Source organism: Alteromonas gracilis, from assembly GCF_036870955.2.
Lineage (GTDB): Bacteria > Pseudomonadota > Gammaproteobacteria > Enterobacterales > Alteromonadaceae > Alteromonas > Alteromonas gracilis_A.
In genome coordinates this window covers 120,083-134,325 of record NZ_CP145482.2, presented here as the reverse complement: position 1 = coordinate 134,325, position 14,243 = coordinate 120,083, and the positions used below count along the sequence as shown (strand labels likewise).

Annotated in this window: 12 protein-coding genes and 3 pseudogenes; 8 read left to right on the top strand and 7 right to left on the bottom strand. The window is 46.0% G+C overall.

All coding sequences use genetic code 11. The features are described from left to right. The first annotated feature begins 40 nt into the window (after positions 1–40). The 6 genes and pseudogenes from V6N89_RS00700 to V6N89_RS00675 all read left to right on the top strand — a co-directional run bounded on the left by V6N89_RS00700 (position 41) and on the right by V6N89_RS00675 (position 5,534). The gene (locus V6N89_RS00700) at positions 41–733 is read left to right on the top strand and encodes a HesA/MoeB/ThiF family protein (protein ID WP_338519723.1); all 693 of its coding nucleotides are present in this window, start codon (positions 41–43) and stop codon (positions 731–733) included. Beyond that, positions 730–939: a sulfur carrier protein ThiS gene (gene thiS, locus V6N89_RS00695; RefSeq protein ID WP_338519722.1), complete on the top strand. Its 210-nt coding sequence runs from the start codon at positions 730–732 to the stop codon at positions 937–939. The genes V6N89_RS00700 and thiS overlap by 4 nt, the downstream gene beginning before the upstream one ends. A 3-nt stretch (positions 940–942) precedes the next feature. Continuing rightward, on the top strand, positions 943–1,710 hold the full coding sequence (locus V6N89_RS00690; protein ID WP_338519721.1) for a thiazole synthase: 768 nt from the start codon (positions 943–945) through the stop codon (positions 1,708–1,710). Between the two features lie 19 nt (positions 1,711–1,729). After that, positions 1,730–2,873, top strand: a pseudogene (gene thiH, locus V6N89_RS00685) (2-iminoacetate synthase ThiH). Positions 2,874–2,981: 108 nt separating this feature from the next. Next, positions 2,982–4,073: a hypothetical protein gene (locus tag V6N89_RS00680; RefSeq protein ID WP_338519720.1), complete on the top strand. Its 1,092-nt coding sequence runs from the start codon at positions 2,982–2,984 to the stop codon at positions 4,071–4,073. A gap of 234 nt (positions 4,074–4,307) precedes the next feature. Continuing rightward, positions 4,308–5,534 (top strand): threonine/serine ThrE exporter family protein, encoded by a 1,227-nt coding sequence (locus V6N89_RS00675; RefSeq protein WP_338519719.1) that lies wholly within the window; start codon positions 4,308–4,310, stop codon positions 5,532–5,534. 37 nt (positions 5,535–5,571) lie between these two features. Here V6N89_RS00675 and V6N89_RS00670 read toward each other — a convergent pair. The 4 genes and pseudogenes from V6N89_RS00670 to V6N89_RS00655 all read right to left on the bottom strand — a co-directional run. Beyond that, positions 5,572–6,479, bottom strand: a pseudogene (locus V6N89_RS00670) (DUF697 domain-containing protein); the annotation flags it as partial. A 39-nt stretch (positions 6,480–6,518) separates the two neighbouring features. After that, positions 6,519–7,907: a YcjX family protein gene (locus V6N89_RS00665; RefSeq protein WP_338519717.1), complete on the bottom strand. Its 1,389-nt coding sequence runs from the start codon at positions 7,905–7,907 to the stop codon at positions 6,519–6,521. A 205-nt stretch (positions 7,908–8,112) separates the two neighbouring features. Continuing rightward, positions 8,113–8,876, bottom strand: a pseudogene (locus V6N89_RS00660) (MBL fold metallo-hydrolase). Positions 8,877–8,915: 39 nt separating this feature from the next. Further along, on the bottom strand, positions 8,916–9,839 hold the full coding sequence (locus V6N89_RS00655) for a LysR family transcriptional regulator (protein WP_338519716.1): 924 nt from the start codon (positions 9,837–9,839) through the stop codon (positions 8,916–8,918). Between the two features lie 151 nt (positions 9,840–9,990). Here V6N89_RS00655 and V6N89_RS00650 point away from each other — a divergent pair, with 151 nt between their 5' ends. Continuing rightward, positions 9,991–11,211 carry an acyl-CoA dehydrogenase family protein gene (locus V6N89_RS00650; RefSeq protein ID WP_338519715.1) on the top strand — a complete coding sequence of 407 codons (1,221 nt, stop codon included), beginning with the start codon at positions 9,991–9,993 and terminating at the stop codon, positions 11,209–11,211. Between the two features lie 98 nt (positions 11,212–11,309). On the opposite strand, the gene V6N89_RS00645 is transcribed toward V6N89_RS00650, so the two are convergent. Continuing rightward, complete coding sequence (locus V6N89_RS00645; RefSeq protein WP_346993278.1) at positions 11,310–12,191, bottom strand: hypothetical protein; 882 nt, start codon at positions 12,189–12,191, stop codon at positions 11,310–11,312. Between the two features lie 345 nt (positions 12,192–12,536). Between V6N89_RS00645 and V6N89_RS00640 the strand changes: the two genes are divergently transcribed. Further along, a complete protein-coding gene (locus V6N89_RS00640) occupies positions 12,537–13,079 on the top strand; it encodes an outer membrane beta-barrel protein (RefSeq protein WP_346993277.1) in 543 nt (180 codons plus the stop codon). Positions 13,080–13,158: 79 nt separating this feature from the next. On the opposite strand, the gene V6N89_RS00635 is transcribed toward V6N89_RS00640, so the two are convergent. Continuing rightward, positions 13,159–13,716 carry a S41 family peptidase gene (locus tag V6N89_RS00635; RefSeq protein ID WP_346993276.1) on the bottom strand — a complete coding sequence of 186 codons (558 nt, stop codon included), beginning with the start codon at positions 13,714–13,716 and terminating at the stop codon, positions 13,159–13,161. After that, a complete protein-coding gene (locus V6N89_RS00630) occupies positions 13,713–14,174 on the bottom strand; it encodes a hypothetical protein (RefSeq protein WP_346993275.1) in 462 nt (153 codons plus the stop codon). Before V6N89_RS00630 ends, V6N89_RS00635 begins: the two co-directional genes overlap by 4 nt. Positions 14,175–14,243: the final 69 nt, after the last annotated feature.

Here is a 14,243-nt window from a genome sequence, read left to right as displayed (position 1 = left end):
GATATTAAGCGCTACAGTCAAGCAGCTGCTATTAGACGACGTGGGCGACAAAGGTCAGTACAACATTGTCCATTCTCATGTCGTCGTAATTGGGCTTGGCGGATTGGGCGCGTTGGCGGCGCGATATCTTGTGGGTGCAGGTGTGGGTTCGATCACACTTGTCGACGGCGACGTGGTTGATAAAAGCAACTTGCAGAGACAGGTAACCTACAATGAAATGCACTTGGGCGATCTTAAAGCCAAGGTGCTTTACCACGAGCTAATCAAGGTTAACCCAGACATAAGCGTCAAATATAAAAGTCTATTTGCTGATAGTGACAACTTACCAACTCTTGTAGATGACGCTACCTGCGTATTGGACTGTACCGATAACATTGCTACGAGAAAGCACATCAATCGCGCCTGTATTGCTGCGCAAACCCCGTTGTTTATAGCCGCGGCTAGCGGCCTAACTTGGCAGGCCATTAATGTCTCTACTCACGACAATGCCACAGGTTGCTACGCCTGCTTAGTTGACCATATTGACGTGCGTGAAGACTGTATTAGTCAGGGAGTACTAGGCCCCGTGGTAGGTATAGCGGCGTGCCATCAAGCCACGCAAGCACTGCTATTTTTAGCCAAGCGTTTCAGCGCCAGCATTCAATGGGGGCATTACATCAGCGGTCATGCTGTAAGCGGCATGACAAAATCATTTTCACTAGCGCCTTCATCTGACTGCGAGGTATGCCAATGACACAAATAAAAATCAGCGTTAACAATGATGCTTTAGACGTTATTGCACCTATTTCATTGACTGAACTAATTGCGCTAAAAACTCTAGATGATAAGGGTACGGCAATCGCCCGCAACAATACTATTGTAAGCAAAAGGCAATGGTCTACGACCTATTTAGATGACGGCGATATTGTTGATATTTTTACTTTGGTTGCAGGAGGCTAAATCATGCTAACACTCGCAAACCAGACATTTTCATCGCGCCTTTTAACTGGCACAGGCAAGTTCAGTAGCCCTGAAACAATGGAACGTGCCATTCAAGCGTCGCAAAGCGCCATAGTGACGTTGGCTATGAAACGCGTAGCCAGTAACGAACGGTTAGACTCCACGCTTGGCGTATTAAAAAAATTGGGCGTAACCTTACTGCCTAATACCTCTGGCGCGAAAAATGCCGAAGAGGCCGTTTTCGCAGCAGAATTGGCCTACGAAGCAATTGGTAGTCAATGGATAAAACTTGAAATTCATCCTGACCAGCGCTACCTACTTCCCGACCCTATCGAAACACTTAAAGCGGCAGAACAGCTGGTTAAAAAGGGCTTTCATGTACTGCCTTACTGCGGCGCAGACCCAGTACTTTGCAAGCGATTAGAAGAAGTTGGCTGCGGTGCTGTTATGCCCCTCGGCGCGCCCATAGGAAGCAATCAGGGTCTGCAAACTAAACCGTTTTTAAAGATTATTGTAGAGCAAGCATCCATACCCGTAATAGTCGATGCAGGTATTGGCAAACCCAGTGAGGCGATGGCGGCGATGGAAATGGGTGTGGATGCCGTATTAGTTAACACTGCCATCGCGACGGCGCGCGACCCCGTTGCCATGGCAGATGCGTTTGCCTGCGCAGTCAAAACGGGTCGACGGGCCTATGAGGCTGGCCTTGGTAGTACGCTGCATGCAGCTAGTGCTTCAAGCCCTTTAACGGCATTCTTAAGCCCATCTTAATTGTGACAAGGATATCAATATGAAAGTAGCTGAAAAATTACTTCAACAAGACTTGTCACATATTGCATTGTCGGTAAACAGCAAGACTGCGGCTGACGTTGAGCGAGCGCTTAGCAAAGCTACGATATCTCTTGAAGATTTTATGGCCTTGGTCTCCCCCGCGGCGCAGCCTTATTTGGAGACTATGGCGTCTAAAGCCTATACGCTTACTCGCCATCGTTTTGGCAATACCATGCAGCTTTTTGTTCCGCTTTATTTATCAAATTTATGTGCCAATGAATGCACGTATTGCGGCTTTACCATGAGCAACAAAATAAAGCGCACCACCCTTACCGTAAGCGACACCCTAACCGAAGTTGAAGCAATAAAGGCTATGGGGTTTGATCAGCTGTTACTAGTGACCGAGCGAGCATGAGAGCAAAGTCGGCATGCCTTATTTTGAAAGAACATTAGACGCCATTCGCGATAAAGTTAGCTATCTAATGATGGAAGTGCAGCCGCTAAAGCTAAACGACTATAAAGCACTAAAACATAAAGGGCTAGACGCAGTATTGGTGTATCAGGAAACCTACTCTCCCCAGCACTATGCGAAGGTGCATACACGCGGGAAGAAACAGGATTTTTTGTGGCGTTTGGAAGCAAGCGATCGTATAGGCCAAGCAGGTATCGATAAGATTGGGGTCGGCGCACTGCTTGGCTTAGGCGATTGGCGAGTAGATAGTGTGATGACCGCATTACACGGACAACTTATCCAGCAACACTATTGGCAAAGCCGCGTTTCTATTGCCTTTCCTCGCCTTCGCGCTTGTGAAGGTAACAATACTGGCAGCGACGCTTTGCAAAACAAGCATCTTCCCAACGAGCGCCAGCTACTCCAGCTAATTTGTGCACACAGATTATTTAACCCTCAGGCAGAACTGTCGCTGTCTACCCGAGAGTCCCCCGCATTTCGCAATGGTGCAATGACCTTGGGCATCACATCGATGAGTGCTGCATCGCAAACACAACCAGGCGGCTATAGCACCCCAACAACAGCGCTCAATCAATTTGATATTGACGACGGTAAGCCCGTTAGCGACGTGGTCAACGCTATGATAAAAAATGGTTTAGAGCCCGTGTGGAAAGACTGGATGCCTTTTTCTACCAACCTAGCTGGAATATGATTGAAGCTTCATGTCGGTTGATTTTTTGATGTTTATTTACCATCATGTGCCACTCGCATCTCAAGAAGAGATAGATGAGTACTTACCTATTGATGGATAAATAGAGAAATGAAAAAAGGGAAATACGCACTTGTTAAGCTGCTTTGTTTGTCTTCGATGTTATTTGTGTTTTCTGCATCTGCAAAAAATTTCGAAGCTAAAATATGTTATGACTGCACTAAATCAGAAGCAAAAACACTAGCCTTGTCTAGAGATTTTACTGCGTCGCTTGCTTGCGAAAATGGTCATAGTGAGGGCAATGCAAAGTCATGTAATTCGAAACCCAAACACGTTTTAGTCGCTAATGCTAAAACAGCGCAAATGTGGGGCTTTCAGGTATCTATTGAGGCCGGAAGTTTAAGTGCTAGGCCCATTGATGTCTCAGACAGTGCATTTGAGTTGATGACGTATGTGGTTTCGTCCTATGCAAAGCTAAACGATGTCATTGCATCGGTAAACCAAGCTCTAGATGATCAGGTGAAGTTTGCTAACCCCACATCTCTTGCACCTTCAAGCACAACACGCCTTTCAGAAAATTGCGGCGACTATCCGCATATTGTTCAAGCTGTCGATGCTTCTTTTAACCCCAAAACAATAGGTGCTTACCAAGACTTGATACAATCTGCATATTCAAAGACATATCCTGACGAAAACTCGACACTTGCCAAGCGAGAGCTTCGGTCAAGCTCGTTTTCAGTTGGCAATGGCAATATGAATATTGACGGTACGTGGGAAAACCACAGCGGAACAATACCACTACACGCTGAATTTTCTCAAAACATGCCTAGCTCTCGTGACACTATGCCCCCTAAGAACGCCATTGCTTACAACGTCTCTATGAATAACGACACTATCGGGTTAGAAGTTAACAACAGTCGTTCACGCATAAATGGTATTGCTATCAGTGCGCTGAAAAAAGGACGTTTGCTAGATACCAACGCTTGCCTGTTAGAACGCTTAAATCAATACCTTGAGGTCAGTATTCAATCAGACCCTACTGATGGCAGTTTTAAAGAGGGCGAAGGCGCTGTCGATTTTGGTACAGGTCTTGGTTTTATTCCGAAGTTTCACGAAACAGATGACTCGCCAAAGTCATGCACTTGGCGCTTTTTCACCCCGCAAGGAGACGTAGCATTTATAATGCAAGGCTCTTGCCCATAATCATTAATAAAACAGCCATTTACAATCACTGAGTGGACGATAACCAGTGTTAATTCGCATTAGTTTTTCTTAGTACAAAAAAGAAAAAATATATTTTGATTTATCGCTAAACCGCCCGTACAATCCGCGCAAATTTTAGCCAGGCATACTTTCATGTTTGTCTGGCTTTTTTGTTTTAGCTATCCCATATTGGGATAAGCCATATCGATTTCTCATTTTTAAAAGGACAGTGCGTTGGATACCGTTGAATTTATTCAAATTCGTAGATTTATTGTGAAGCTCGGCAAGATGCTGCACAAATACGGTACACCTGCGTTTCGTCTTGAAGCGTATCTTGGAGAAGTGGCTAAGTATTTGGGCGTACACGCCTCCTTCATTTCTACGCCAACCTCGCTGACATTCGTTATTTGGAGCGACCGCCACGAAGACGAATACAACCATGCCGCCAGACTTCTGCCTGGTGATTTGGATATGAATGCCCTGTCATTGACCGATGAACTCGCCAGTGAACTATTGGTAGGTAATTTATCGCTTAGCGAAGCCGACAAACGCCTTAACGAAATTGATGCTATGGGTAGCCCCTACGGTAAGTTTGTTACGGGTGTGGCGTTTGCCATGGCTACTGGTGCATTTGCCATGCTAATGGGCGCAAGCTGGAGCGAAATAGGCTGGTCGGGCGCACTTGGTATTGTGGCCTATCTTTGGACACTTTGGGCACAGCAATCGAAGCGCGTTAACCTGATGCTTGAGCCTGTAACAGCCTTTGTTGGCGGTATTTTAGCCTGTGCTGTAGGTAGCTATATCGACCCAGGTATTAACATTCCGCTTGTTGTGTTGTCATCGGTCATCGTATTTGTACCCGGTCTTGCACTTACCATGGGGCTTGCCGAGTTGTCGTCGCGAAATATGGTGTCAGGCACAGCGCGAACCATGGACGCTATTATGCAGCTGTTTAAATTGTATTTTGGTGCATTTTTGGGTGTATCTATTGGCTTTAGTGCGTTTGGCGAAAACATCTATACACCAGCAGAATCATTGCCTTATTGGGCAACATGGTTAGCGGTATTTTTATTGTGCTGTGCGCTAGTTGCTATTTTCCGCACGCGGCTGAAGCACATCCCTTGGGCGCTAGCAGCGGCCTTTATCGCCTACAGCGCCACCGCATGGAGCTCTGACTACATGAGCCCTGGGTTAGGCGCGTTTGTCGGCGCTTTTGCTTTAGGTATATTCGCCAACGCGTTTACCCGTATAGCAAACCAACCCGCAACAATCGTCGCCATGCATGGTTTGATTGTGCTAGTACCTGGGTCTAAAACCTATATTGGATTAAATTCATTTATGACGGGGCAAGACTTCGTTAAAGCGGATCATTTGGGGCAAGAAGTGTTTTTAATCTTTATGTCGCTAGTGGCCGGGCTTATTTTTGCCAACGTTGTAGTGCCCACCAAAAAGGCGCTATAGATATTCCACAGCGCCTGTCAGTGTTTACTGGTAGCAGCTATTTAAGTAGCTTTATCAGCGCGCGGCCTAATCGTGCATTTAGGGCGCCCGCCGCAACGGCCTCAGCTGAGTTCTCCATAAACTTAGCTGAAAGGCTACCCCAATTTGATTGGCAACTTCATCCGTTGCCAAATCGAATATGCCTTGAGCCGCAATGTTCTGCGCCAGTATTTTCATTAGCTTCCAATTGCCTACCTTGCTAGGGCGAAGCCCGTATACCTTTGCCAAACGCCGAATGGTGCGAAAGCTTATCCATATGACAGCAAATGTCTGAATAAGATTATTTGGGCTAATAAACGCCAAGCTGCCTGCGGTGACCGACTCTTTGTTAAGAACGCTATGCGCTTTTTCTTGCACAGGAGTAAGGACAGTATCTTCGTATAACCCTAAAAATTCAGCCGACGTCATGTCGCTTTGCATATGCTGCTGATAGCGAGCGAAGCAGTGGGCGGCATAGGAGTCACGACTAAAACGCTCGCCGTGATTAAGCAAAATATCACTCACGACTTTAGGTGATGTATCAGCACCTTCATTGGCAAGTAGCTCTCTTATCTTGCCTGCGTCCTGCATTGCTGTATTCACTTGTTTATAGCCTCGCCATTCGCGGAAGCTTAAAAAGCTAAAACAGCTGACAAAACCAGCCAGCATAACCCCCAAGGTAGTAGCACCAATCGGGTGTTCTGCCATATTTGCCGCAAGCGTGGTGTAAGCTTCAAAAACAAAAAAACCAAGCAGCGATAGAACGCCAAAGCCTAAGGTTGCACTGCCTAACGACATACCGTTATTGGTGCTTTCTATTTCCCATACGTCTTGCTTAACTTGCTCTGGCAACTTTGTTTGTGGCTGAGCGATATTCAAGGTTTGTGTGGTTACCTTGGTTTTATAAGTCGGCCGCTCGTTCATATCGATATCCTCTGTTATCACCAAACCAGGGGTTAACCCGTTCTAGTCAACGCCTTTGCCTAGTAAGAATTGCAGTAGTCTGTCTATCCCTTTACCCGCAAGAATACGCGCTTTAAAGTCTTGTGGCACTGTGACCTGTGGTACGGGAAAGTGGCTTCCCTCTTCCATTTCCTTCAATGTGCGGGGCACGGGTTCGAACGTTGCTTCAACATAACGCCCTTCGCTGTCTTTGTAGCGAATAGCGTTGTCGCTTGCGCCCTCGTCCGTCACTTGCATTGCAGACACTAAAAAATGTTCGAAATTTATTGGTTTATCAGTGAAACGAGCTCTAGCACCTTCGGTAATTTGTTGAAGTAAGCTCAGCAAGTTGTCCCGCTGATTTTGAGGAATAAGGTCAGATTTCGTCGCCACAAACGCCACCCGCCCTATTTGCTCTTTCTTCAGTACATGTTTTGAAAACCAACCACTTTGGCCATAAACGAAGGTATCGGCCAAATGACTTAGCGTTTCTTTTAGCTGATACAAATGCTGCCTGCTGTGGTTAAGCCCTTCAAACAAATCAATAAGGATTATTTGTTTGTCTGTTTCTTTAAATATGGACTGCTTAAGTGGCGTTAACCATTTAGTTTGAAAAGTTGTGTAATGCTTATTGAAGGCAATAAACCAGGGGTGCGATACATCACTGGTAATGCTGGAAGGCAAAGGCGTAAAACCAAACTCATGCCAGTCAAAGTCGCTCGACTCTAGCAAGAAACTTCCCGGTTGAAGCAAAGATATACCGTTGGATTTAGCTTCAACTAAGTAGCTTCGATAGGCTGAAACGAGTTCAGATATGCGCGCTTGGGTTGGCGCTTGTTCAAAGTCGAACTGATTAACAAACTGCTTCCATGTATTGGCGAAATACTGCTGTGGACCGCTGCTCAACTGCGCCCAGGCTGAATCTGACCAATGGGCATACGACTTACTGAGCATAGGTATATCGGTTATCCACTCGCCGGGATAATCAATAAATTCAAATACCACGTCTGTGTGCGGTAACACGTGCCGTTTGATTGAAGCCGTTTGTTTAAGTCGTACTATAAGCTTAAAACCATAGGCCTCTTCTGTAGCATCAGGCCAGGCGCCTTGTTCTAGTGCTGCTATGTTATCTAAGTGGGGGAAGGGTTTGTAACCTTCAATGGGCTCGATACGCATGTCGAGCACACGTGTTGGCGGCAGGTATCGCAAAAGCGGCAAACAGGCGTACCCCTCCTCGCTTCTGCTTTTAAGCATGGTAATAAGACTGGTAAACAGCATAGATTTACCACTACGACTTAACCCCGTGATGGTAAATCGATGCGTTTCTTTGCTAATCACATCGGCAAGCTTGTCACCCGTAAACGCAGCCATAGCTTTGGTTTTACCTACCAGCGAAGCAATGTTCTTTTGCATGTTTCTTTGCGGCCTTCCTTTATTTTTGCTGCAACAACCTTCTAACTTACCCAGCATTTACCATCACAATGCACATGTCAGAATGATAGTCGTTGCAAAGCAACCAAGATAATATAAATGTGGTTGTAAAGCAGTCAAAAGCAAGGCCTTCGACGCGCAATTAGGCCTTAACGCGCAAAGCCCACGCGTTAAATACCTTCAAAAATTAGTGCTCGCGGGTTAAGCCAAACAATTTTTTCTTAATGCGGTTTTTGCTCGAATGCCAGTGATTCTTGGGCTTACGAGGGGCATTTTCGATGACATGAGCAAAATCAATGGCATCTTTTTTGGTTGGTGGAACGTGTGCACAAAAGAATGTATCAATTTGTGACTGCGCTAGCTTTGATAAGCTTTCACGGTATTGATTAGGGTGACAAAGAGGATACGGCGGGACCAATTCACCTTTTACCTGCACCAGTACATCGGCAATATAAGCCTGCTGTGTGGGCAAATGCACTATCGATAAATCGTGGTCGGTATGACCTGGAGTGAACATAACCTGCCAATCGGCAAAACCAGGTAACAACTGCCCTTCTTTTAACAGCAGATCAGGTGCAAGAATGGGGTTATACCACACCTAAGCATTCTTGGTTTGCCAATGCGGTTAGCCACCCACCACGTTAGCAGTAAGTCGATACCATGAGCTAAGCGCCCAGACAGCCCAGAATACCAATTCTTTGCTTTTGGGTGCGAAGCAACTTGCGCCCCAGAGCGTTCGCGCAAGCGCATGGCGCCGCCTGCATGATCAGGATGCATGTGCGTTACTACAATCAGGGTTAAGTCACTTAGTGCGCGCCCCAAGGTTTGTGTAATGTACGTACAAACCTTATCGACATCGGCGCGGCTGCAACCGTCTAGTAACAGTAACTTATCACCGTCCTCGACAAGGTAAATATGCTGAATATAACCGGATAATGTATGAATCTTCATAAGCGCACTCAAATACTAACGGTTGAATGCTACCAAACATTACTTGTTATGACTATATTCGTCGAACAAATGTAACATTAGATTTTTAAACCACATCAAACCAGGTTCCCCTTCGTGCTGACGATGCCAATATAGGTGCGTTTCTAGTGCGGGTAGACCATAAGGTAGCTTAGCACTGACTAAGCTTTCATCTGCTACCGAATCGGCTAATGAACCAGGTAGTGTGAGAAGTGCTTGAGTATTGGCAACCACATCGGCCGCGGCGCGATAGTTTTGGCAGCGCCACAGCGACGGACGACTAACACCAAGCTGTTGAAGTGCAATCTCTTCAACCGATGCCCCTTTGGCACGATTAGACACAGTAATATGCCTAGCCGCCAAATACTTACGTTTATCGAGGTTATTCACCAGTGGGTTTTGCTTGTTCATCAGCACTCTATACGTATCGCGCCTTAACAGTGAATGAGCAATAGGTGCTGCTACCGCACGACCAATATCAATAACAAGATGTAAATTTCTATTGCTTAAGTCGGCTAGCATTGTGTCGCGATGAAGCCGCGTGCTCACCACTTCCACATTAGGCGCTTGCGTTTCTAGCTTTGAGAGCAAAATAGGCAGTACACCCAATTCTAATGACTCTTGCATGGCAATAACGAAACGCTGATGGCTGTGCGCAGGGTTAAACTCTGCAAACTCGCCTAGCGCACGTCTAATGTCACCTAGTGCTTGTAAAATAGCAGGCGCTAAACGTTCGCATGCCGCCGTGGGCAACATACTTTGTTTTTCTTTGACAAATAGCGGGTCGCCAAGGATGTCGCGAAAGCGGCGCATAGCATGGCTTACCGCAGAAGGCGTGATATGAAGAGACTCTGCAACGCGCGTCATGTTTTTATGCTGCCATAGCGATTCAAACACTTTTAGTAGGTTCAAATCTAGCTTTTCGAACTGCCTTTGCTCTATCACACCTTCTCCCGATTTTTACTGGACTAAGCACAAAACATAGCACGTAAATACTATGAATGAAATTCACAGCGACAGAGGATTATATTTCATTTTATTCACTTAACAACATTCTCTACTATAGGTGGTACACAAACACATTCACAGGTGCCCTATGGACTTCTCGCATAACGATAAAACCAAAGCCTTACTTGAAAAACTTGATGCTTTTATTGCGCAACACATTGCGCCTATCGAAAACGAGGTGTACGACTTTCACCACAAAGAAAACAACCACGGTGATTGGAAAAACTGGAAACTGCACTCTGGAACAGAAACGCTTAAAACAAAAGCGCGCGAAGCGGGTCTTGCCAATTTATTTCTACCTGACGCTGAGCTAGGCCAAGGTCTTACTACGCTAGAATACGCGCCTATGGCAGAGCGCATGGGCAAATACTTATTTGCACCTGAAATTTTTAACTGTAATGCGCCTGATACGGGCAACATGGAAGTGCTATATCACTTCGGTAACGACGCGCAAAAAGAGAAATGGCTTAAGCCGCTTCTAGCCGGAGAAATTCGCTCTGTTTTTGGAATGACTGAGCCAGACGTGGCGTCATCTGATGCCACCAATATGGCGGCGACCATCATTGAAGATGGCGATGATGTAGTGATCAACGGCAAAAAATGGTGGTCAACTGGCTTGGGCCACCCTAATGCGGCCTTTACTATTTTTATGGGGCTGTCTAACCCCGAGAACGACAAGCACAGCCGCCATAGCATGGTAATAGTGCCGTTAGATACGCCGGGAATTACCATCAAGCGCATGCTAGATGCTTATGGCGATTACGATGCACCTTATGGTCATGGTGAAATGCATTTCGACAATGTTCGAGTAAGCAAAGACAACCTTATCATGGGGCTGGGCAAAGGCTTTGCAATTGCGCAAGGCCGCTTGGGCCCTGGTCGTATTCACCACTGCATGCGTGCCATTGGCATGGCAGAAAAAGCATTGGAACTTGCCCTTAAGCGTGGACATGAGCGCGTAGCGTTCGGCAAGCCAATTATTCGCTTGGGCGGCAACTTAGAGCGTGTGGCTGACGCGCGCATGGCTATTGAACAAGCCCGTTTACTTACGCTACACGCGGCGTGGAAGATTGATAACTTAGGCGTTAAACACGCCATGACAGAAATATCTGCCATCAAGGTTGTCGTGCCAAATATGCTACAAAGTGTGGTCGATATGGCGCTACAAATTCATGGTGGCGCGGGTATGTGTAGTGACTTCCCACTGGCACGCTTTGCCGCTGGCGCCCGTGCGCTTCGTTTAGCAGACGGCCCTGATGAAGTACACAAAGGCATGGTTTCTCGCTTAGAGCTTAAGAAATACCAGTAGAACGAGTCAGTAAACCCGGCGAATTTTTACTTTCAAACACAAACGCGGCTTTTACCGCGTTTTTTATTTTTCACTGTGTTTTCGCAACGTTCTGGGCGCTACTGCTTAGCATCGGCGGGCTGTTCAACAAGTGAAAAGTCCGTTCCATACACTTGATTGTAGAAGCTCAACATATCGGTTTTTATTGCATCAGGCATAGCGTTTAAATGAATGTCCAGATAAGCGCGCTGTTTAGACACTTCTGCTAACCGATCGGATATCGCCGTGATTGCGCGCTCTCCTTCAGGGCTTCTTGAGCAAAGCACAAAACCTACACCAAACTTCGGCACGCCTTTTATTGATATAGCGTGCACCTCAACCGACATCGCCTTTTGCTGGCGTACTTTTTCAAAAAGTGGAGGGTACTCGAAGACCGCGTCAATACGCTCAGACGCTAACATATCAATAACGCCTTCCCCCATGTCTGTGCTATTTCTTTTCCATAAACGTGACGACAAATCTTCACGCATAAGCACATTATCAATAGCTTTGCCGTACGACCTGTCTGCCACTTTGCCCAAGCGCATACTGGGATAGCGCGCTAGAATTTCAGGTAGCGATAGCTGACTTAGCGCCTTTGGTGAGATGTTGTGTTTATTGACAAAGGAATCAAGCAAGTAGAATTTTAGCCCCGGGACCACAACTTGTGGCAGTGCACTTGCCACGCTGTACTCTGCCCGTTCGTTGTTATAAACACGGTCGCCTACACACACATTGTCTTCGTCGCGTACGCGCAACAAAGCGCGACTGGAGGTGGTTTGCTGTGGCAACACCGTAAACGCGTTCATATCGCGAATTATGAGATCGCGCGTTTGTTCATCCATGGTCAAGGCTTTGTTGTCAGTGGCATGCCATTCCGATAACCAAACAATATCTTCACCAAAAGACAGAGTTGGGTAGAAGCACAGCAACACCAGCATTTTACGCAATACAAATGACAACAATGAGACCTCTCAAACCCTTAACTGCTCAATTTCGCGGCACTGTATAGCAAGGCACTATGCTTTGCTATTTTTCCAACCACATCACACGCCCATAGTGTGAAGCTAGTGTGACAGTGACTGTAAACTTTTCTGTTTATGTTTGTAAGTATCTTGACCACCCATTGCTCACAAAAACGTCGACTGCAACATCAGTAACATTCTGTAACACTAAGCTTATGAAAGTTGATGATTTCTTTTGTGATTCCTCTTACATTGCCTGCGTTGCCTACTATTGGTCTAGCAACCAATAACTTTCACAATAAGGAAATAACATGAAAAAACTTGCACTCGCTGTAGCACTGAGTGTTGCATCTGCTTAGCGCTTTTGCTGCCGCACCTGCATGGGACTTCGTTCAGGGCAGTTATGTCATCACTGACTTTGACGAGTCTGACTTTTCTTACGAGCCAGATGGCTTTGCCTTCTCAGCATCAAAACTGCTGACTGATGACGTATTTGTAACGGGTGAATACTCAATGCAAGAAGACGATATTCTTGGCATCGATGTTGACCTAGACATGCTTACACTTGGCTTAGGCTACCGCTATGCGCTGTCTCAAAGAACAGACTTATTCGGTATCGTGAGCTACGAAGATGTTGAACTTTCTGGCTCTGGCCAGTCTGCTGACGAAGACGGCTTTGGCCTTCAAGCCGGTGTACGTTCAATGATCTTAGATAATCTTGAACTTCGCGGTGCGATTAAGTACATCGACCTTGACGAAGACGACGACACATCAGTATTAGTTGGCGCTGACTACTTTTTCAGCCCAATGTTTGCAGTTGGTGTTAGCTACGAAACGTCTGACGACCTAAGCACATTTGGTTTCAACGCTCGTTACAATTTCTAATTGATGTAAAGCCCACCTCCCTGGGCGTTTATCAAAGCCAAGCCGCGCTTTTGCATTGCATTAGCACGGCTTTTTTGTTTTAGCGTGTCTCCTCACCAAGCAACGCTTCCACCTCTTGCTTTTGATACTCGTTGGTCAACGACGGCGCAATAACTTCAAGGGCGATGGTATGCGCACGCTCAAGCGCCTTCGACTCGTTCACCTTCACATGAGGCTGTACGCCCATGCCTTCCCAGTTAGTCTTTGTAATAGGGTTGATAGCTTTTGTGGTGGGTATGCCGATTCTAAATTCATCATTAAGTGAGAACCACGCCCAAGGATTAGCCCCGCCTTTGCTCGGCATACCAATAACAGTTGCCCTTTTAAGGTGTTTCAAATTGTAGGCAAACTCTTCAGCAGCGGAAAACGTATTTGGCCCAATTAGGATATAAATTGGCACCGACTGTAAAGTATGGCTTGTAACCGTTTCGTCAGTATAAAAACGACTTTGCGTATCGGTGTAGCGTGTATAAAAGCTATTTAAATGTATGCGCCCATCAGTAAAGTAGCTGGTGAGCCAGCTGACGGTTTCACCACTGCCACCACCATTTTCACGCAGGTCGATAATCAGTGCATCCACATCTTCTAGCATTGTCATTGCAGCGTGTATTTTTTTCTTGGTAAAAGCGTTAAGCGAAGCGAACCCCAGAATTCAACAACACCGACGTTGCCTGGCATAATTGAAACTTGCCTAAAGCCCGCATTATTTCGGGCTAACCGATTGAACCAAGATTCCTTCTTAGATGTCGTAGCAACACTTTTCGAGTCAGCCGTTTGGCTTTTGGGTCGATATTGAACGTTAAAATGCTTATCAAACTGCTGTAGGTGTTGAGTGAGCACTTCGGCTAATTGAGTTTGTGATGTCGCTTTTGAAACAGCTTGTTGCAAAGTGACATCGTCTAAGCTTGTTTTTATTTGGGGAATGCTTTCAGATATGACGTAGTAGGTATCAATATTCTGCTTAATGTCTGACAGTAAAGCGTTGTATGTTTCAGCAGTGCAATTTTTCGCTGATAAAATTACGCACAGTAGCATTAAGTAAATGGAATGCTTCATTGGTTCCCCGTGTTTTAGCCAGGTTGTAAAACCCTATTAATTTAGATACGCAAGAGACTATCAGTGTTT